Below are 17,956 nucleotides of genomic sequence, written 5' to 3' on the forward strand. Positions count from 1 at the left end.
TCGGTTTCACCTTTTGTTCCTTCCTGCCTCTCCCTTCTCCTTCGTTCAGTTGAGTTCTTCCAGACGGATCTTCGTCACCTTGCCTACCACGGTCTTAAGCGCTTCGATATTGGCGATGGCGGCGTTGACCTGGCCCTCGATGGCCTGGTGAGTGAGCAGGATGATGTCGGTCTGAGATTCGCCTTCACCAGGCTCCTTCTGCAGCATGGCGTCGATGGAGATGCTGCCTTCGGCCAGGATGCGCGTGATGTCGGCGAGTACGCCAGCGCGGTCTTCCACGCGCATGCGCAGATAGTAGGCAGTCTGCACTTCCTCGATCGGCAGGATCGGCAGATCGACGAGCTGGTCGGCCTGGAAGGCGAGATGGGGCACGCGGTGACCAGGCTCGGCGGTGGCCAGACGGGTGACGTCCACCAGATCGGCGATCACGGCCGAGGCGGTGGGTTCGGCACCAGCGCCCTTGCCGTAGTAGAGCGTGGCACCGACGGCATCTCCCTGGACCAGCACGGCGTTCATGGCGCCCTCGACATTGGCGATCAGGCGGCTGGAAGGAATCAGCGTGGGATGCACGCGAAGCTCCACGCCAGTTTCCCGACGCTTGGCGATGCCCAGCAGCTTGATGCGATACCCCAACTGTTCGGCGTACTTGATGTCGACGGCTTCGAGCCGGGTGATGCCTTCGACGTAGGCTTTGTCGAACTGCACCGGGATGCCGAAGGCCAGCGCGCTCATCAGCGTGGCCTTATGGGCTGCGTCGATGCCTTCGATGTCGAAGGTGGGGTCGGCTTCCGCATAGCCCAGGCGCTGGGCTTCCTTGAGTACGTCGGCAAAGGGCAGGCCCTTGTCGCGCATTTCGGAGAGGATGAAGTTTGTGGTGCCGTTGATGATGCCGGCGACCCACTGAATGCGGTTGGCGGCCAGGCCTTCGCGCAGCGCCTTGATGATGGGAATGCCGCCAGCCACGGCGGCTTCGAAGGCTACCGTGACGCCCTTGGCCTGTGCCGCGGCGAAGATCTCCTTGCCGTGCACGGCAAGCAGTGCCTTGTTGGCGGTGACCACGTGCTTGCCGTTCTCGATGGCGGCGAGCACCAGATCGCGAGCCACGGTATAGCCGCCGATCAGCTCGACGATGATGTCGATCTCGGGGTCTTTCACCAGCTCGAAGGCGTCGGCCGTCACGCGTGCCGCACCGCCCGTGACCTGCGTGGCCAGCTCGGTGTTGCGATCGGCCACGGCGGTGATGCGGATCGGGCTCCCAGCGCGACGGGTGATTTCCTCTGCGTTGCGGGAGAGTACGGTCCAGGTGCCACCGCCGACGGTGCCGATGCCGAGAAGGCCAACGTTGATAGGTTTCATACGAGCTGTTTCTTGAAGTTGTGGGAAAGGATAAAAAAGCCTTCTCGGAAGTAGAAGGCATGAGCCCGGAAGCGCTGCACGCCGGAGTCGAGATCGATGCGCGTGGCGCCCAGTGCGCGCGCCTTGTAGCCGAGCGCCTCGATCAGCGCATGGCCGGCTCCGCCGGAGCGACGGGTTTCGTCGGTGACAAGGTCATCGACGTAGAACTTGATGCCGTTGGCGGTATCTTCGAAGCTGCGCCAGACGGCCAGGCCAATGACGACGTCTCCCTGGACGGCGAGCGTCATGCGCCCGCCATCGCGGAAAATGCGTGTGAGCTTGCCGACGTAGTCCACATCGAGGTCCGGACGTAGCTGCCGATGGACAGGCTCCGCACGGGAGAGCCAGCCCGATTCGACGATCCGGCCCTCCGCGTCACAGACATCGACCAGGCGGTAATCAGCTGCCATGGCGTTTGCGGTAGCGATCGAGGAAGCGGGCAATACGCTCCATGACCTCGGTAAGGTCGTCGGAGTTGGGCAGGAAGACCACCCGCACATGATCCGGCGTCGCCCAGTTGAAGCCGGTGCCCTGTACCAGCAGCACACGCTCGGCTTCCAGAAGTTCGAGCACGAACTGCTGATCGTCGACGATGGGGTAGAGCTTCGGATCGAAGCGCGGGAACATGTACAGCGCGCCCTTGGGCTTCACGCAGGTAACGCCGGGCATGCTGCTCAGCGCGTCGTAGGCGATATCGCGCTGGCGGGCCAGGCGGCCCCCCGGTTTGACCAGATCATGGATCGATTGATAGCCGCCCAGTGCGGTCTGGATGCCGTATTGCGCCGGCACGTTGGCGCACAGACGCATGGTGGCAAGGATGTTCAGGCCTTCGATGTAGTCCTGGGCGATGCGCTTGTTGCCCGAGACGACCATCCAGCCAGCACGGTAGCCACAGGCGCGGTAGTTCTTGGAGAGCCCGTTGAAGGTGAGGAACAGCACATCGTTGGCCAGGGAGGCCATCGAGGTGTGCGTGGCGCCTTCATACAGGATCTTGTCGTAGATCTCGTCGGCACAGATGATCAGGTTGTGCTGGCGGGCGACTTCGACCAGCTCGCGCAGCACCTCGTCCGGATACACCGCGCCGGTGGGGTTGTTCGGATTGATGACGACGATGGCCTTGGTACGCTCGGTGATCTTCGAGCGGATGTCGTCCAGCGCGGGCAACCAGCCATTGTCCGGGTCACAGAGATAGTGGCGGGCGCGGCCGCCGGAAAGATTCACGGCGGCAGTCCATAGCGGATAGTCGGGCGAGGGAACCAGTACCTCGTCACCGTCATTGAGCAGGGCCTGCATGGCCATCACGATCAGTTCGGAGGCGCCATTGCCGATGTAGATGTCGTCCACGGTGACATCGGCGATCTTCTTCTCCTGCGTGTAATGCATGATTGCCTTGCGCGCAGGGAAAATCCCCTTGGAGTCTACGTAGGCCGCGGCGCTGGACATGTTGCGGATCATGTCCAGCGTGATCTCGTCGGGCGCTTCGAAGCCGAAAGCCTTGGGGTTGCCGGTATTCAGCTTGATGATGCGATGACCTTCTTCTTCCATCTGACGGGCCCGTTCGAGCACCGGGCCACGGATGTCGTAGCAGACGTTGGCCAGCTTTGCGGACTTGGCGAAACTGCGGGCCACCGGGGCTGCGGCGGCAGCTTCCGCCACACGTCTTTGCGTGGAAGAATTTGCGACATGCAGGGTGTGGCCTTGTTTCATGATCTTGCTCCAGAAGAATGGCGCGCGGCGCGCACCGCGAACCCCGTATGATAGCGAAACCGCGTACTACTCTGCTCAATTGCGCATGAAGCTGTCCCGAGAGATTTCGCAAGGCCTGCTGACCGTGACGGCGGTCAGCCCGGAAGCCGTCAGCGTCGATGGCGTGCCTTATCGGGCAAGCCTGCTCCTGGAACCACAGACACTCTCTGTCTGGCATGTCCGTCGCGCTGCCGATATCGATGCGCAGGCGATTGCAGACATCGCTGCACGCAAGCCCTCGCTGGTGCTGCTGGGGACAGGGCCGCGCCAGCATTTTCTGCCTGCCGCCGTGTTGCGCCCATTGATCGAGGCGGGCATCGGATACGAGTTCATGGATACGGCAGCAGCCTGCCGGACCTTCAACCTGCTGGCGTCCGAAGGGCGGCGCGTGTTGGCTGCATTGGTACTGGAGGATTTTTGAGCTGGTTTTTCCTCGCTTGCCGCCGGGCGTGAATGTCGATACGCTGATATCAAAAGCCCGCCCCCAAGAAGATAGAAAAATGAGCGACAGCCTTCCCGATCTCACGCTGGAGGCCACCAGCGGTCAACACATCAATCTGGCGGAACTTGGTGGTGGCAAGGTGGTGCTGTACTTCTACCCCAAGGACAACACGCCCGGTTGCACCACCGAAGGTATCGATTTTGCCCGTCTGCATGCTGAGTTTGCCGCAGCAGGGGCCAGGGTTTTCGGGGTTTCGCGTGACAGCGTGAAATCTCACGAGAACTTCAAGTGCAAGTTCGACTTCCCGTTCGAACTCCTCTCCGACGCCGACGAGAGCCTGTGCGATACCTTTGGCGTCATCAAGCTGAAGAACATGTATGGCAAGCAGGTGCGTGGCATCGAGCGCAGCACCTTTGTCTTCGCCGTGGGCGGCAAGCTCGCGCGTGAATGGCGCAAGGTGAAGGTCGATGGTCATGCCCTGGAAGTGCTGGAGTATGTAAAGAGCCTGTAACCGTCCGGGCAGACATTCTCCGATTCCCTCCGGTTTCTCCACCTCGCAGCGAGCTCACATGGCTACTCGAAAAAAAGCTGTCACGCCTCCGCCGACCAAGCTGTTCGTGCTCGATACCAATGTGCTGATGCACGACCCGACGAGCCTTTTCCGCTTCGAGGAGCATGATCTGTTCGTACCGATCATGACGCTTGAGGAGCTGGACAACAACAAGAAAGGCATGTCTGAGGTGGCGCGGAACGCGCGCCAGGCCAGCCGCAGCATGGACGAGGTCGTGTCTGCCTGCGAGGCGCACATCGAGGCGGGAATTCCGCTGTCCGAACCTTCGCGTGGGCTGGCCTCCGGGCGATTGTTCCTGCAGACCCAGGCCATCGATGTGGTGTTGCCGGCGTCGGTGCCGACAGCCAAGGCCGACAACCAGATCCTGGCCGTGGTGATGTTCCTCAAGGAGCAGCGCGCGGATCGCCATGTGATCCTGGTCTCCAAGGACATCAACATGCGCATCAAGGCCCGTGCCCTGGGGCTGGAAGCGCAGGATTACTTCAACGACAAGGTGCTGGAGGATACGGATCTCCTCTACACCGGCATGCGCGAATTGCCCGACGATTTCTGGGAGACGCATGGGCGGAACATGGAGTCCTGGAAGGAAGCGGGGCGCGCCTGTTATCGCGTGCGCGGGCCGCTTTCCAACGAGCTGTATCTGAATGAGCTGGTCTATCAGGAGGGTGAAAAGCCGCTCTATGCCATCGTCAAGAAGAAGGATGGTCCAGTTGCCCAGCTTGAGTCACTGATCGACTACACCCATCAGAAGAACAATGTATGGGGGATCGTGGCGCGTAACCGCGAACAGAACTTCGCGCTGAACCTGCTGATGAATCCGGACATCGATTTTGTTTCCCTGCTCGGGCAGGCCGGGACCGGCAAGACCTTGCTGACGCTGGCAGCTGGCTTGACGCAGGTGCTGGAGACCAAGCGCTACGCCGAAATCATCATGACCCGTGTGACCGTGCCGGTGGGTGAGGACATCGGCTTTCTGCCGGGGACCGAGGAAGAAAAGATGGCGCCCTGGATGGGGGCGCTGGAGGACAACCTCGATGTACTCAACGGCAGCCCCGAGGATGGCGGCGGCTATGGCGGCGAATGGGGCAGGGCGGCTACGCGCGATCTGATTCGCACCCGTATCAAGGTCAAGAGCCTCAATTTCATGCGTGGACGGACCTTCATCAACAAGTTCCTGATCATCGATGAAGCGCAGAACCTAACTTCGAAGCAGATGAAGACGCTGATCACGCGCGCAGGGCCGGGGACCAAGGTCGTCTGCCTTGGCAACATCGCGCAGATCGATACGCCCTATCTGACAGAAGGTAGTTCCGGTTTGACCTATGTAGTCGATCGTTTCAAGGGCTGGGAACACAGCGGCCACATTACCTTGCAGCGCGGTGAACGCTCGCGTCTGGCGGACTACGCAGCGGATGCTCTTTGAATGGTCGTGATGAATTTTGGGGTAAGGGCGGTAATGCATGGTTTACAGCAACTTAGGGCCAAAGTTATAGTCCGGCCCCATGCGCTTCCCGCCCTTCCGTTTCCTGCTGTGCCTCAGCTTGCTCCTGTCCGTGCTGCCAGCACGAGCTCAGGAGCTTCCGTCATCGGCCGATGCTGATCAGGGAAGTGTGGGTCAGCTGCTCGACAAGGGATTCGCCTATCTCGGCATCAAGTACCTTTTCGGCGGTGACAGTCCTGAGCGCGGTGGATTCGATTGTAGTGGGCTGGTGCGCAAGGTCTTCGGGGATGCGTTGGGGCTCAATCTGCCAAGAACGGCGGCCGAGATGGCGAAGATGGGCGACAAGGTCGGTGCGAAAGACCTCCAGCCTGGTGACTTGGTGTTCTTCAACACCATGCGCCGTGCCTTCTCTCATGTAGGGATTTATGTGGGCGACAACAAGTTTCTGCATGCACCCTCCCAGGGAAGTGTCGTTCGTGTCGAGGAAATGAACGGCAGCTACTGGATGAAACGCTTCAACGGCGCGCGGCGTCTGGTGTCGGAAGCCCAGGCGGCTGAAGCTCCATCAGGAGCTCCTGCAGGTTTGCCTTTGGAATGACTCGCTCAGCTTCAGGAAGAGGCCGCATCAGCGGCCTTTGTTTTTTCCAGGCGCAGCGATTTGAAAGAGCGGATGAATGGGCCGGCCGCACGTAGCCAGGCAGGGAGTTGCTGAACACCATTTTGTGCGCTGCGGCTATCCGGATATGCGCCGTAAATCACGCCGATCATCTGTTTAGGGTCGTTCTTGACCACGAAGAGCCTTAGTTGCGCAGGATCCAGCGCTCTGTCGGCACTGGCAAGAAAATCCTCTAGGCTGGAGGCGTTGCTGGCGGGTACCGAGCGAAGCTGAATGAACCAACGATCGTCTGGTATGCCTGCCATGTCCGCACGTGAGTCGAGAAGGCGGGCGTGGGCGAGTGGCCCCAGTGCCGTCGGGACTGGAGCCCAATCTTGTACAAGTTCAAGCTCAGATGCAGCAGCAATGACGGTGTTACTGGCCGTTGGTTCTGCTGCCTTTTCGTCGTGAGACGCCTTGCTTGCGAGAACTGAGGGTAGCCTGGGTGCCTCTGCGTTTTCAGCGATCGGCTGGGGGGCGGGAGGGGGCGCACGGAATTGTGTGACCAGAGTCACGCTCAGGCCGGTTATCAGCAACAACGCAACGGGCAGGCGCCATACGCCAGTGCGTGCTGCGTAGCGTGAATCGCGTATGGCAAGGTTCAGGTGTCGAGTGTCCAGACGCCGGGTATTGTCGGCGAATGCCGCCAGCAAGACCTTGTCGGCCAGAATGTTGACGCGTCGTGTCAGTCCTCTGGATACGCGTGCGAGGCGGGGCAGGATGTGCTCAGGGAACAGGTCCGGCCCTCTGTAGCCCGCAACATGCAGGCGGAAGCCGAGGTAGTCGCGGATCTGTTGTGCCGTTAGTGGCGCGATATGGAAATGCTGGGTGATGCGCTCATGCAGTGAGCGCATGTTGCGCTCCGCGAGAACTCCGTTGAGTTCCGGTTGGCCGAACAGAACAATCTGCAGCAGTTTTTGCGTGGAGATCTCCAGATTGGAGAGTCGTCGGATCTGCTCCAGTGAGTCACGAGGCATTGTGTGAGCCTCGTCAATGATCATGATGACCCGAAGGCTGGCGTTATGCAGCTCGATCAAGCGCCGCTCGATGCAGCGCAGTGGGTTTTTGTCTTCCTGGTTGGCGATGTCCAGACTGCGTGCGATGGCTACCAGCAATTCTTGTGGGTTCAGGCCCGGATTCGCCAGATGGATCACCCGAGTACCTTCAGGTAGGCGATTCGTCAGCATGTGGCAGAGCATCGTTTTGCCAGAGCCTACCTCCCCACTGACCATCAGGATGCCTTCGTCGTGGCTCAGTGCATGCAGCAGAGCCTCGAGTAGCTCGCCACGCTTTGCACCGGGGTAGAAATGCTCGGTTTGTGGCGTGATGCGGAACGGGGGCTAGCGCAGGCCGAAATAGTCCTGGTACATGGCAGCTCGCTCTAGCAAAAATGTGTGGAGGTAATGGATGCGCCGTATGTAGTGCCGCACCCTAGACGAGTGTTGTTGTTACAGGGGGAGGCATGGTCCGGAGCGGTGGGCGCCCGGTTCGAGGGCTTAAAGCGGCGGGAGATGCCGGGCGATTGCGGGTGCCGACTGAAAAGCGGCTCCATGCCCTTGGGGGATAGGGTGTTGTCGACGATCAGCAGTGGCGGGCGCAGGGCGGTCATGCAGATACGTACGGTCCGGGGAGCGAACGATGAAATAGTGTAGCGCATTCGTTCGAGGGGGCGGGCTGATGTCCTTTAAGGGGAGTTGTTTGCATCTATTGACCCTCGGAGCCATGTTTTTACTTACATACATCCAAGAATGTATGTATATTTGAGGTACTGCTGGCTTCAGGATGGGTTTTGTACCCTTCAGCGTGCCCAGATGGCTCTTGGGTGCGTGTTAGAATCCTGCCCCTGCTTTCCCCCGAGAGCCGATAAGAACTCAGATGAATGCAAGCGTTTCCCCTTCGCTGGTAGAGCTGCGCGATCTCCATTTCGCCTACGGTCAGCGTGATGTCTTGCATGGCGTGAATCTCACTGTGCCGCGCGGCAAGGTAGTTGCCATCATGGGAGGGTCGGGCAGCGGCAAGACAACCTTGATGCGCCTGATCGGAGGGCAGCTTCTGCCGAGAAGCGGCAGTCTCAGTGTTTGCGGTCAGGACGTGCCTGCATTGGGCCGCAAGGATCTGTATGCGCTGCGCCGGCGTATGAGCATGCTGTTCCAGTTCGGTGCTCTGTTTACCGATATGTCGGTGTTCGACAACGTAGCCTTTCCGATGCGCGAACACACCGAACTGTCCGAACCTGTGATTCACGACCTGGTACTCATGAAGCTCCATGCTGTCGGTCTGCGGGGGGCTGCGTCCCTGATGCCGCGCGAGCTGTCCGGTGGCATGGCACGCCGTGTTGCACTGGCACGTGCAGTCGCACTTGATCCTGAATTGATGATCTACGACGAACCGTTTACCGGTCTGGATCCCATCTCGCTGGGGGTTATCGGACAGTTGATTCGCAGGCTCAACGATGCGTTGGGCGCCAGCTCTATCGTCGTAACACACGATGTGCAGGAGTCCTTGCAGATGGTGGATTACATCTATTTCCTGTCGGCAGGCAAGGTGGTCGCCGAAGGGACTCCGGACGAAATCCGGACTTCCACTGATCCTTGGGTGCATCAGTTCGTCTGGGGCGAAGCGGATGGTCCCGTGCCGTTCCAGATCCCTGCCGAACCTTATGAGCAGGCCTTGCTAGGGGCTGGTGATGCTTGATGCGGTGAGCTGTTTTTTGCGCGCAATTGGCGCGCGCCTAATCAATGCCATATTGCGTCTGGGGTTTGCCGCGCGATTTTTCTGCATGGTCCTAGCCCTGTCTGGCACGAGTCTCAAGCGCTTCCGGCTGACGTTACGGGAAATCCATTTCGCTGGTGTGCTGTCCCTGGTGATCATCGTGGTGTCAGGGTTGTTCGTCGGTATGGTGTTGGGCCTGCAAGGTTACGAAACCCTGGTCCGATCCGGATCCGAGGAAGCGCTTGGCGTGCTGGTAGCGCTTTCCCTAGTCCGCGAGCTAGGGCCTGTGGTAGCAGGGCTGCTGTTCGCGAGTCGGGCAGGGTCTGCGATTACGGCCGAGATAGGTTTGATGAAGGCAACCGAGCAATTGGATGCGATGGACATGATGGCCGTGAACCCCATTGCCCGCGTGGTGGCGCCGCGCTTTTGGGGGGGCGTGCTTTCGATGCCCTTGCTGGCCGCGCTGTTCTCGGCAATGGGGATCTTTGGTGGCTATCTTGTCGGAGTGGTTCTGATCGGCGCGGACGAAGGGAGCTTCTGGAGCCAGATGCAGGCATCGGTGGATTTCCAGGAGGACATTCTCAACGGCGTGATCAAAAGCGTGGTGTTTGGTGTCGCCGTTTCGTGGATCGCGGTGTTCGAGGGGTATGACTGCGAACCCACTGCCGAGGGTGTTTCTCGGGCAACCACACGTACTGTGGTGACTTCTTCGCTGGCCATCCTTGGGCTGGATTTTGTGTTGACCTCTCTCATGTTCGGGAGCTGATTTATGAAGCGTGCAAGCATAGACATCTGGGTGGGAATCTTTGTGGTACTGGGTGTGCTCGCGCTGCTGTTCCTGTCCATGCGGGTCGGCAATTTGGGCGGAACAAAACTGCAGGACCCCTATTCGCTGCAGGCACATTTCGACAACATCGGGGGCTTGAAGGTGCGAACTCCGGTCAAGAGCGCTGGCGTGGTCGTGGGGCGTATCGAATCGATCGCGCTGGATCCCCAGAACTATCAGGCGGTGGTCAGTCTGAACATGGACGGGCGTTATCGTTTCCCGCGTGACACTTTTGCCACCATCAATACCTCGGGCCTTCTCGGTGAGCAGTATATCGGCCTGGAGCCTGGCGGCGACGAGGAAGTGCTGGCTCCCGGGGCTGAGATCCGCAAGACTCAATCCGCCGTGGTGCTGGAAAAGCTGATCAGTCAGTTCATGTTCAATACCGCTGAAGGCGGGAGTTCCAAATGAGAGGTTTGCGCCTGCTTCTGGCGCTGGTCTGTCTGGGATTGAGCGCGTGCGCGAGCGTGCCGGGAGAACGGCCGGACGTGGATCCTTGGGAGGGGATAAATCGCAAGGTCTTTGCGTTCAACGAAACGCTGGACAAGCACGCACTGCGGCCGGTGGCCCAGGGCTACGAAAAGGTCGTGCCCTTGCCAGCGCGTACGGGTGTCAGCAATTTTTTCGGCAACATCGAGGATCTGTGGACCGGGGTCAACAATCTGCTGCAAGGCAAGCCGGTGGACGGTGGGGTTGATTTTGGCCGTTTCGCCCTCAATTCCACTGTCGGTATCCTCGGATTCTTCGATGTCGCCAGCGAGATGGAACTCGATAAGCATGAGGAAGATTTCGGTCAGACCCTGGGGCGCTGGGGCGTGGGTTCCGGTCCCTATCTGATGCTGCCGTTCCTGGGGCCAAGCACCGTGCGTGACGGTTTCGGGAAAGGTGCGGATTTCCTGGCCAGCCCTACGCAACAAATTCCGGGCTGGCAGACGCGAACTGGTTTGACGGCGCTGGGTCTGATCAATACCCGTGCCCAGTTGCTGGGTGCCGATGCCGCGCTGGAGCAGGCCGCGCTGGACAAGTACGCCTATCTGCGTGACTTCTACCTGCAGCGGCGCCTCAGCCAGATATACGATGGTCGTCCCCCACGGGAGGATGACTTCTTCGACGAATAAGAAAAGGAGTTCCCCATGCTGAAAAAAATTGTTGCAGCCCTGCTGGCTTTCGTGGCTTTCGCCGCCTCGGCGCAGGAGGCTCCGGACGTGTTGGCGCGCCGTCTGATGACTGAAGTGATCGAGATCGTCAAGAACGACAAGGCGATCCAGGCAGGTGATCAACAGCGCATTCTCGATCTGGTCGAAACCAAGGTGCTTGAGCACTTCGACTTCGCCCGCATGACTGCCCTGGCCATGGGCCGTGAATGGCGCAGTGCCTCGGCTGATCAGCGCAAGGCCCTGACCAATGAATTCCGTACCTTGCTGGTCCGCAGCTATTCGAACGCGTTGAGCCAATACAAGAACCAGACCATCGACTTTAAACCTCTGCGTATGAAGCCGACGGATACGGACGTGATCGTGCGCACAGAGATTCGTCAGCCTGGTGCCAAGCCGGTATCCATCGATTATGAAATGATCAAGAGCGGTGATGCTTGGAAGGTCTATGACGTGATGGTGGCTGGCGTCAGCCTAGTGACCAACTATCGCGAAACCTTCGCGCAGGAAATCCGCAACGGCGGTATCGATGGTCTGATCCGCAGTCTCTCCGAACGGAACAAGCAACTGGCCGCGAGCAAGTCATGATCGTGTTGCCGGATGGGCGCCTGCAAGTGCAGGGTGCCGTCAATCAATTCACCGTGCCCGCATTGCAGCCGGCTGGTGAGGCCTTGGTGTGCGAGGCAGACAGAGTGGTGAATTTTTCCAACGTCACGACGGTCGACTCCTCCGCGCTTGCGCTGATCCTGGCCTGGAAGCGTGCCGCGCGTGCCGCGGGCCATACCTTGAGTGTGGAGGCGGCCCCGGTTGCCTTGCGCAGCCTGGCCAGCCTGTACGGCGTATCCGCCATCATTTTCCCGGAACAACAAGGCAGCGACGCTCGTGCCCAATCCTGATACGCCCGCGATCAGCGTGCGCGGTGCGGTCAAGCAATATGGCGCACTGCAGGCTCTGGCTGGCGTTGACCTCGACATTCATCAAGGGGAATTCTTCGGTCTGTTGGGCCCCAACGGAGCGGGCAAGACGACACTGATTTCTTCGCTCGCAGGGCTGGTGCGCCTGAGTGCCGGAGAAATCCGCGTGATGGGGCACGAGGTGGTGCGCGATTACCGCGAAGCACGACGCAAGCTTGGTGTGGTGCCACAGGAGCTGGTATTCGACCCTTTCTTTTCCGTGCGTGAGTTGCTGCGCATTCAATCCGGCTACTTCGGCATTCGCCGTAATGACGACTGGATCGATGAACTGCTGGCAAATCTCGATCTGAGTCACAAGGCAGACATCAACATGCGCGCGCTCTCCGGCGGTATGAAGCGCCGCGTGCTGGTCGCTCAGGCGTTGGTGCACAAACCGCCGGTGATTGTGCTCGATGAACCTACCGCGGGCGTGGATGTGGAGCTGCGGCAGACCTTGTGGCAGTTCATCCGTAAGCTCAACCGCGATGATCACACCATCGTGCTGACAACGCATTACCTGGAAGAGGCGGAGGAACTCTGCGGACGGATCGCCATGCTCAAGCAGGGGCGCATCGTGGCGCTGGATTCGACACCGAACATCCTGCGCCGTGTCAGCCAGCGGGCATTGCAGATCAGAGCCGCCGGCATGCCGGATGTTTTGCCGACGTTCCTCGCCGAGCATTTGCTGGCGCGAGAGAGCGGAGTGCTGCAACTGCGCTTCGATCGCCATGCCGAGATCGAAGGCTTGCTCGCTGCGGTGCGTGAAAGCGGAGCCCTGATCGAGGATATTGCGATCACCCAGCCAGATCTGGAGCAGGCTTTCGTCGAGATCATGCAGGAGAACTCCCGATGAGCTGTTTCTCCGCCTTGCTCTACAAGGAGCTACTGCGTTTCTGGAAGGTAGGCTTCCAGACCGTGGCCGCCCCTGTGATCACTTCCTTGCTCTATCTGATGATCTTCGGTCACGTGCTGGAAGGACGCCTGCAGCCCTTGGAGGGCGTGAGCTACACCGGTTTTCTGATCCCGGGGCTGGTGATGATGAGCGTACTGCAGAACGCATTTGCCAACAGTTCATCCTCGCTCATCCAGAGCAAGATCACCGGCAACATCATCTTCGTGTTGCTGCCGCCGATTTCATACCGTGAGTTCTTTGCGGCCTACGTGATCGCTTCGGTGGTGCGTGGCGTGGTTGTCGGATTCGGTGTCTGGCTGGCCTCGTTGTTCTTCGGCTGGACAGGCGTGGCCCACCCCTGGTGGGTACTCGGTTTCGTGCTGCTGGGCGGCGCTATCCTGGGCACGTTGGGGCTTATCGCCGGTATCTGGGCAGACAAGTTCGATCAGCTTGCCGCTTTCCAGAAGTTCCTCATCATGCCGCTGACCATGCTCTCCGGCGTGTTCTATTCGATCCGCTCCCTGCCCGAGTTCTGGCAGCAGGTGTCGCATCTGAATCCGTTTTTCTTCATGATTGACGGATTCCGCTACGGCGTGTTCGGTGCATCCGACGTTTCGCCCTGGCTGAGTTTCGTCATCGTCGGCACAGCCTTTGTGCTGCTTGCTGCCTTGACGCTCCAGCTGCTGCAGCGCGGCTACAAACTGAGAGGTTGAAGATGTTTCAAGCCAGTGAAATCCAGCGCCTGATCGAGGCCGGGTTGTCTTGTGAGTTCGTGGCCATCGAAGGGGACGATGGCGTGCATTTTTCCGGGATCGTCGTCAGTGCCGAATTCGAAGGCAAACCGCGGGTGCGCCAGCATCAGGCGGTATACGGCACGCTGTACGGCACGCTGGGCAGTCTGATGGGCAACGAAATCCATGCCCTGCAGTTGCAGACCTACACCCCTGCTCAGTGGGCCGAGTTTCAGAAATCCCTCTGATAGTCCCGGCCCGTGGCCGGGCGAGGGCAGGGCATGGCAAGGGCTATAATCTCCCGCTTTCGCGCCGGTACCTTCCGGCCTTTGCCTTTCACATGGCTGCGCCATGTGCTCACACGAATCGACAAAACTCCATGGACAAGCTCCTGATCAAGGGCGGTGCCCGTCTGGCTGGCGAGATCGCCATCTCCGGCGCCAAGAATGCCGCCCTGCCGTTGCTGTGCGCGGCACTGTTGACCGATGAAGCGGTCACTTTCACCAATGTTCCCCAGCTCAAGGACATCGCTACGCTGCTAAGGCTGCTCGCCGACATGGGGGTGCAAGTCTCGCGCGAAGGGGATACCGTCACCCTGCAGGCGCGCGAAATCAGCAATCCGGTGGCCAGCTACGAGCTGGTGAAGACCATGCGTGCAGCCATTCTGGTGCTTTGCCCGCTGGTGGCCCGTTGTGGCGAAGCCCGGGTGAGTCTGCCTGGCGGATGCGCTATCGGTGCGCGGCCGGTGGACCAGCACATCAAGGGGCTGCAAGCCATGGGCGCCGAGGTCAATGTCGACCATGGCTATGTGTTGGCGAAGTCACCGCGCCTGAAGGGCGCGCGCATTTTCACCGACATGGTCACCGTGACCGGTACCGAGAATCTGATGATGGCCGCGGCATTGGCCGATGGCGTGACGGTGATCGAGAATGCTGCACGCGAGCCGGAAGTGGTCGATCTGGCCAACTGCCTGGTCGCCATGGGCGCGCAGATATCCGGCGCCGGCACGGACGTGATCCGCGTCCAGGGTGTCGCACGTCTGCATGGCTGCACGCATCGCATCATGCCGGACCGCATCGAGACCGGCACTTACCTCTGTGCCGCTGCGGTGACCGGTGGCGAAGTGCGGCTCAACAACACATCCTCGGCCTATCTGGATGCCGTGATCGACAAACTGATGGATGCTGGGTGCGAGGTGCAGGCTGAGCGGCACGCCATCCATCTGAAGGCTCCGGCACGTCTCAAGGCCGTGAGTTTGCGCACGTCTCCTTATCCGGCATTTCCTACCGACATGCAGGCGCAGTTCATGGCCTTGAACAGCGTTGCGGAAGGCTCCGCGATGATCCGCGAGACGATCTTCGAGAACCGTTTCATGCATGCAGTGGAGCTGCAGCGCCTGGGCGCCGACATCAAGATCGACGGCAATTCGGCGTTGGTCACCGGTGTGGAAAAGTTGCAGGGGGCTGCGGTGATGGCCACCGATTTGCGCGCTTCGGCCAGCCTGGTGATTGCCGGACTGGTGGCTGAAGGCGAGACACTGATCGATCGCATCTACCACCTGGATCGTGGCTACGAGAAGCTCGATGAAAAACTGGTCGCGCTTGGCGCAAGCGTCAGCCGGACCAGTTGAGGACATGACTGTGAGCAACACGTTCAACGGCATTACCCTGGCCTTGTCGAAAGGCCGCATTTTCGAAGAAACCCTGCCGCTGCTGGCTGCTGCCGGCATCGAGCCAGCGGAAAGTCCGGAAAGCTCCCGCAAGCTGATCATCGAGACCAACCGCGCAGATGTGCGTCTGGTGATCATCCGTGCTTCAGATACGCCCACCTACGTGCAGTACGGTGCAGCCGATCTCGGCATCGCGGGCAAGGATGTGCTCATCGAGCATGGCGGGACCGGGCTGTATCAACCGGTGGATCTGAACATCGCCAAGTGCCGCATGAGTGTGGCCGTGCCCGCCGGATTCGACTATGAAGCCGCCGTGCAGCGTGGCGGGCGTATCCGTGTCGCCTCCAAGTACGTCAGGATCGCGCGCGAGCACTTCGCCGCCAAGGGCATGCACGTGGATCTGATCAAGCTCTACGGTTCCATGGAGCTGGCACCCCTGGTCGGGCTGGCGGACGTGATTGTGGATCTGGTGTCCACAGGCGGTACGCTGCGTGCCAACAAGCTGCAGGAAGTCGAGGAAATCATGCAGATCAGTTCGCGTCTGGTGGTCAATCAGGCAGCGCTGAAGATGAAGCGTGAGCTATTGCAGCCTGTGATTGAAGCCTTTGCCGGAGCCGTGAAGTCATGATCCGCAAGATGAATTCCGCTGAGGCCGGTTTCCAGGAGGCGCTGATCCTGCTGGCTTTCGACAACAGCACCGATACGCGCGTGGATGCAGCGGTGACCGAGGTTCTGGCTGCCGTGCGCGCACGTGGAGACGCTGCCGTGGTCGAATACACCAACCGTTTCGATCAGTTGCAGGCGGCCGACATCCGCGCGCTGGAGCTCCCCCGAGCCGCGCTTGAAGAAGCGCTTGCGGTCATCACGCCGGCTCAGCGCCAGGCACTGGAGACGGCCGCAGCCCGGGTACGGGCCTATCACGAAAAGCAACTACTTGAGTCCTGGAGTTTTGCCGAGGCCGACGGCACCCGCCTGGGACAGAAGATGAGCCCGCTGGATCGCGCTGGCCTGTATGTGCCGGGCGGCAAGGCGAGTTATCCCAGTTCGGTGTTGATGAATGCGATTCCGGCCAAGGTAGCTGGCGTCAAGGAACTCATCATGGTCACGCCCACGCCGCGTGGCGAGCGTAATCCCCTGGTGCTGGCCGCCGCCGCGATTGCGGGCGTCGACCGGGTGTTCACCATCGGTGGCGCACAGGCAGTGGCTGCGCTGGCCTATGGCACGCAGACGATCCCGCAGGTGGACAAGATCGTCGGCCCTGGCAATGCCTTCGTAGCAGAAGCCAAGCGCCGTGTGTTCGGTACCGTCGGTATCGACATGGTGGCTGGCCCCTCCGAAGTGCTGGTGATCTCCGATGGCACTGGCGAGCCGGACTGGGTGGCAATGGATCTGTTCGCCCAGGCTGAGCATGACGAAGTGGCACAGGCCATCCTGCTATGCACTTCCGACGAATTCATCGCGGCAGTCGAGGCTTCGATCGCACGCCTGCTGCCCCAGATGCCGCGCCACGAAATCATTGCTGCGTCGTTGGCCAATCGTGGTGCATTGATCAAGGTCGGCAGCCTCGACGAGGCCTGCGAGATTGCCAACCGGATCGCGCCAGAGCATCTGGAGCTGGCAATCGAAGAGGCTGAACCCTGGGTGGAGAAGATCCACCATGCGGGCGCCATCTTCGTGGGGCATTGCTCGGTCGAGTCGTTGGGGGACTACTGTGCCGGGCCGAATCACGTGCTGCCCACCATGCGCAGTGCACGTTTTTCATCGCCATTGGGCGTGTATGACTTCCAGAAACGCACCAGCATCATCCATATGTCCAGGGCGGGTGCAGCCGCCCTGGCGCCAGTGGCGGCTGAACTGGCCTATGGCGAAGGGCTGCAGGCGCATGCGAAATCGGCTGAATATCGCGCCTGAACGTTCGTTTCCCGTCGTGAAAAGGGCCATCCATAGGATGGCCCTTTTTGCTTGGGGCGAGAGACTGATCACTCGATCGTCTGCATCACTTCCCACTTGCCCTGACGAACCTGATAGACGGTGACGCCGCCATTGGCGAAATCTCCATGCTCATCGTAGGAGATCTCCGGCGAAGTCACACCAGCGTGCTTGATGTTGGCGAGCGTCGGCAGGTACTTCACGGGTTCCGTCGAGTCAGCCTGCAGCATGGCGGCGACCAAGACGCGGGTGGCATCGTAACCGTAAGGGGAATAAACCTCGGGTTCGCCGAAACGCTCGCGGAAACGCTTGAGGAAGTCCTCACCGCCGGGCATCTGCTCCATGGGCACACCTGCGAGCGAGGCGATGGCGCCTTCGGCTGAGTCGCCAGCGAGCTTGATGAATGAATCGCCCCCGGTTCACTAGACACTTCGAAGCCTTAAGCTGGCAACCAAGTGGAGGTGTCTATGAGTAGCAAGCGATACACGGAAGAGTTCAAGATTGAAGCGGTCAAGCAAGTGACCGATCGTGGACATAGCGTTGCGGACGTTGCCGGGCGACTGGATGTGAGCATCCACAGTCTGTACGCATGGATCAAGCGCTACAGCCTGACGCCGCAGGAGCGTCAAACGCAGGATAGCCAAGAGGACGAGTTACGTCGGCTACGAGCCGAGCTCAAGCGGGTAACCGAGGAGCGCGACATCCTAAAAAAGGCCACAGCGTACTTTGCCAAGCAGTCCGGGTAAGGTACGCCTTCATCGAAGCGCATCAGAACGTCTGGCCAATCCGACGCATGTGCAAGGTCATGCGGGTCCATCCGAGTGGGTACTACGCCTGGCA

General features: G+C 60.1%; 21 protein-coding genes and 1 pseudogene. 17 read left to right on the top strand and 5 right to left on the bottom strand.

What is annotated here, in order from left to right:
* Positions 1-45: 45 nt before the first annotated feature.
* The 3 genes from BGI27_RS10015 to BGI27_RS10025 are packed head-to-tail and all read right to left on the bottom strand — an operon-like array spanning position 46 to position 3,102.
* The gene (locus BGI27_RS10015; protein ID WP_095524730.1) at positions 46-1,356 is read right to left on the bottom strand and encodes a homoserine dehydrogenase; all 1,311 of its coding nucleotides are present in this window, start codon (positions 1,354-1,356) and stop codon (positions 46-48) included.
* Positions 1,353-1,805 (bottom strand): GNAT family N-acetyltransferase, encoded by a 453-nt coding sequence (locus BGI27_RS10020; RefSeq protein WP_095524731.1) that lies wholly within the window; start codon positions 1,803-1,805, stop codon positions 1,353-1,355. Before BGI27_RS10020 ends, BGI27_RS10015 begins: the two co-directional genes overlap by 4 nt.
* Complete coding sequence (locus BGI27_RS10025; protein WP_095524732.1) at positions 1,795-3,102, bottom strand: pyridoxal phosphate-dependent aminotransferase; 1,308 nt, start codon at positions 3,100-3,102, stop codon at positions 1,795-1,797. Before BGI27_RS10025 ends, BGI27_RS10020 begins: the two co-directional genes overlap by 11 nt.
* Positions 3,103-3,187: 85 nt before the next feature.
* Between BGI27_RS10025 and BGI27_RS10030 the strand changes: the two genes are divergently transcribed.
* From BGI27_RS10030 to BGI27_RS10045, 4 genes are all read left to right on the top strand, one after another.
* Complete coding sequence (locus BGI27_RS10030) at positions 3,188-3,562, top strand: Mth938-like domain-containing protein (protein WP_095524752.1); 375 nt, start codon at positions 3,188-3,190, stop codon at positions 3,560-3,562.
* A gap of 79 nt (positions 3,563-3,641) precedes the next feature.
* The gene (locus tag BGI27_RS10035) at positions 3,642-4,094 is read left to right on the top strand and encodes a peroxiredoxin (protein WP_095524733.1); all 453 of its coding nucleotides are present in this window, start codon (positions 3,642-3,644) and stop codon (positions 4,092-4,094) included.
* A 58-nt stretch (positions 4,095-4,152) separates the two neighbouring features.
* The gene (locus tag BGI27_RS10040; protein WP_095524734.1) at positions 4,153-5,577 is read left to right on the top strand and encodes a PhoH family protein; all 1,425 of its coding nucleotides are present in this window, start codon (positions 4,153-4,155) and stop codon (positions 5,575-5,577) included.
* Positions 5,578-5,656: 79 nt separating this feature from the next.
* The gene (locus BGI27_RS10045) at positions 5,657-6,193 is read left to right on the top strand and encodes a C40 family peptidase (RefSeq protein WP_095524735.1); all 537 of its coding nucleotides are present in this window, start codon (positions 5,657-5,659) and stop codon (positions 6,191-6,193) included.
* An 11-nt stretch (positions 6,194-6,204) separates the two neighbouring features.
* Here BGI27_RS10045 and BGI27_RS10050 read toward each other — a convergent pair whose 3' ends face one another.
* On the bottom strand, positions 6,205-7,578 hold the full coding sequence (locus tag BGI27_RS10050) for an AAA family ATPase (protein ID WP_317984290.1): 1,374 nt from the start codon (positions 7,576-7,578) through the stop codon (positions 6,205-6,207).
* A gap of 547 nt (positions 7,579-8,125) precedes the next feature.
* Here BGI27_RS10050 and BGI27_RS10055 point away from each other — a divergent pair.
* From BGI27_RS10055 to hisD, 12 genes are all read left to right on the top strand, one after another.
* Entirely contained in the window at positions 8,126-8,944 is an 819-nt protein-coding gene (locus BGI27_RS10055) for an ABC transporter ATP-binding protein (protein WP_095524738.1), read from the top strand.
* Positions 8,937-9,728 carry a lipid asymmetry maintenance ABC transporter permease subunit MlaE gene (gene mlaE / locus BGI27_RS10060; protein ID WP_095524739.1) on the top strand — a complete coding sequence of 264 codons (792 nt, stop codon included), beginning with the start codon at positions 8,937-8,939 and terminating at the stop codon, positions 9,726-9,728. Before BGI27_RS10055 ends, mlaE begins: the two co-directional genes overlap by 8 nt.
* A gap of 3 nt (positions 9,729-9,731) precedes the next feature.
* Positions 9,732-10,199, top strand: a complete 468-nt coding sequence (gene mlaD, locus BGI27_RS10065) for an outer membrane lipid asymmetry maintenance protein MlaD (RefSeq protein WP_095524740.1) — start codon at positions 9,732-9,734, stop codon at positions 10,197-10,199.
* Positions 10,196-10,906, top strand: coding sequence for an MlaA family lipoprotein (locus tag BGI27_RS10070; protein ID WP_095524741.1), 711 nt, complete (start codon positions 10,196-10,198; stop codon positions 10,904-10,906). The genes mlaD and BGI27_RS10070 overlap by 4 nt, the downstream gene beginning before the upstream one ends.
* A gap of 15 nt (positions 10,907-10,921) precedes the next feature.
* Positions 10,922-11,530, top strand: a complete 609-nt coding sequence (locus BGI27_RS10075; protein ID WP_095524742.1) for an MlaC/ttg2D family ABC transporter substrate-binding protein — start codon at positions 10,922-10,924, stop codon at positions 11,528-11,530.
* Positions 11,527-11,838, top strand: a complete 312-nt coding sequence (locus BGI27_RS10080; RefSeq protein ID WP_095524743.1) for an STAS domain-containing protein — start codon at positions 11,527-11,529, stop codon at positions 11,836-11,838. Before BGI27_RS10075 ends, BGI27_RS10080 begins: the two co-directional genes overlap by 4 nt.
* Positions 11,825-12,748, top strand: a complete 924-nt coding sequence (locus BGI27_RS10085; RefSeq protein WP_095524744.1) for an ABC transporter ATP-binding protein — start codon at positions 11,825-11,827, stop codon at positions 12,746-12,748. Before BGI27_RS10080 ends, BGI27_RS10085 begins: the two co-directional genes overlap by 14 nt.
* Positions 12,745-13,500, top strand: coding sequence for an ABC transporter permease (locus tag BGI27_RS10090; protein WP_095524745.1), 756 nt, complete (start codon positions 12,745-12,747; stop codon positions 13,498-13,500). The genes BGI27_RS10085 and BGI27_RS10090 overlap by 4 nt, the downstream gene beginning before the upstream one ends.
* Before the next feature lie 2 nt (positions 13,501-13,502).
* The gene (locus tag BGI27_RS10095; protein ID WP_095524746.1) at positions 13,503-13,766 is read left to right on the top strand and encodes a BolA family protein; all 264 of its coding nucleotides are present in this window, start codon (positions 13,503-13,505) and stop codon (positions 13,764-13,766) included.
* A 131-nt stretch (positions 13,767-13,897) separates the two neighbouring features.
* Positions 13,898-15,148 carry a UDP-N-acetylglucosamine 1-carboxyvinyltransferase gene (gene murA, locus BGI27_RS10100; RefSeq protein ID WP_095524747.1) on the top strand — a complete coding sequence of 417 codons (1,251 nt, stop codon included), beginning with the start codon at positions 13,898-13,900 and terminating at the stop codon, positions 15,146-15,148.
* A gap of 10 nt (positions 15,149-15,158) precedes the next feature.
* A complete protein-coding gene (gene hisG / locus BGI27_RS10105; RefSeq protein WP_420886927.1) occupies positions 15,159-15,815 on the top strand; it encodes an ATP phosphoribosyltransferase in 657 nt (218 codons plus the stop codon).
* Entirely contained in the window at positions 15,812-17,098 is a 1,287-nt protein-coding gene (gene hisD, locus BGI27_RS10110) for a histidinol dehydrogenase (RefSeq protein WP_095524749.1), read from the top strand. Before hisG ends, hisD begins: the two co-directional genes overlap by 4 nt.
* Positions 17,099-17,166: 68 nt before the next feature.
* Here hisD and BGI27_RS10115 read toward each other — a convergent pair whose 3' ends face one another.
* Positions 17,167-17,517 carry an ABC transporter substrate-binding protein gene (locus BGI27_RS10115; RefSeq protein ID WP_095524750.1) on the bottom strand — a complete coding sequence of 117 codons (351 nt, stop codon included), beginning with the start codon at positions 17,515-17,517 and terminating at the stop codon, positions 17,167-17,169.
* 66 nt (positions 17,518-17,583) lie between these two features.
* Between BGI27_RS10115 and BGI27_RS10120 the strand changes: the two are divergent.
* Positions 17,584-17,956, top strand: a pseudogene (locus tag BGI27_RS10120) (transposase); the annotation flags it as partial.

Source organism: Candidatus Dactylopiibacterium carminicum (assembly GCF_014736495.1).
Taxonomy (GTDB): Bacteria; Pseudomonadota; Gammaproteobacteria; order Burkholderiales; family Rhodocyclaceae; genus Uliginosibacterium; species Uliginosibacterium carminicum.

What these genes read in the sequence shown, in the direction of transcription:
- BGI27_RS10055 (WP_095524738.1), top strand. Translation starts at nt 8,126, where the DNA reads ATGAATGCAAGCGTTTCCCCTTCGCTGGTAGAGCTGCGCGATCTCCAT.
- BGI27_RS10045 (WP_095524735.1), top strand. Translation starts at nt 5,657, where the DNA reads ATGCGCTTCCCGCCCTTCCGTTTCCTGCTGTGCCTCAGCTTGCTCCTG.
- hisD (WP_095524749.1), top strand. Translation starts at nt 15,812, where the DNA reads ATGATCCGCAAGATGAATTCCGCTGAGGCCGGTTTCCAGGAGGCGCTG.
- BGI27_RS10025 (WP_095524732.1), bottom strand. Translation starts at nt 3,102, where the DNA reads ATGAAACAAGGCCACACCCTGCATGTCGCAAATTCTTCCACGCAAAGA.
- BGI27_RS10040 (WP_095524734.1), top strand. Translation starts at nt 4,153, where the DNA reads ATGGCTACTCGAAAAAAAGCTGTCACGCCTCCGCCGACCAAGCTGTTC.
- BGI27_RS10075 (WP_095524742.1), top strand. Translation starts at nt 10,922, where the DNA reads ATGCTGAAAAAAATTGTTGCAGCCCTGCTGGCTTTCGTGGCTTTCGCC.
- murA (WP_095524747.1), top strand. Translation starts at nt 13,898, where the DNA reads ATGGACAAGCTCCTGATCAAGGGCGGTGCCCGTCTGGCTGGCGAGATC.
- BGI27_RS10070 (WP_095524741.1), top strand. Translation starts at nt 10,196, where the DNA reads ATGAGAGGTTTGCGCCTGCTTCTGGCGCTGGTCTGTCTGGGATTGAGC.
- mlaD (WP_095524740.1), top strand. Translation starts at nt 9,732, where the DNA reads ATGAAGCGTGCAAGCATAGACATCTGGGTGGGAATCTTTGTGGTACTG.
- BGI27_RS10030 (WP_095524752.1), top strand. Translation starts at nt 3,188, where the DNA reads ATGAAGCTGTCCCGAGAGATTTCGCAAGGCCTGCTGACCGTGACGGCG.
- BGI27_RS10020 (WP_095524731.1), bottom strand. Translation starts at nt 1,805, where the DNA reads ATGGCAGCTGATTACCGCCTGGTCGATGTCTGTGACGCGGAGGGCCGG.
- BGI27_RS10095 (WP_095524746.1), top strand. Translation starts at nt 13,503, where the DNA reads ATGTTTCAAGCCAGTGAAATCCAGCGCCTGATCGAGGCCGGGTTGTCT.
- BGI27_RS10015 (WP_095524730.1), bottom strand. Translation starts at nt 1,356, where the DNA reads ATGAAACCTATCAACGTTGGCCTTCTCGGCATCGGCACCGTCGGCGGT.
- BGI27_RS10090 (WP_095524745.1), top strand. Translation starts at nt 12,745, where the DNA reads ATGAGCTGTTTCTCCGCCTTGCTCTACAAGGAGCTACTGCGTTTCTGG.
- BGI27_RS10035 (WP_095524733.1), top strand. Translation starts at nt 3,642, where the DNA reads ATGAGCGACAGCCTTCCCGATCTCACGCTGGAGGCCACCAGCGGTCAA.
- mlaE (WP_095524739.1), top strand. Translation starts at nt 8,937, where the DNA reads ATGCTTGATGCGGTGAGCTGTTTTTTGCGCGCAATTGGCGCGCGCCTA.
- BGI27_RS10080 (WP_095524743.1), top strand. Translation starts at nt 11,527, where the DNA reads ATGATCGTGTTGCCGGATGGGCGCCTGCAAGTGCAGGGTGCCGTCAAT.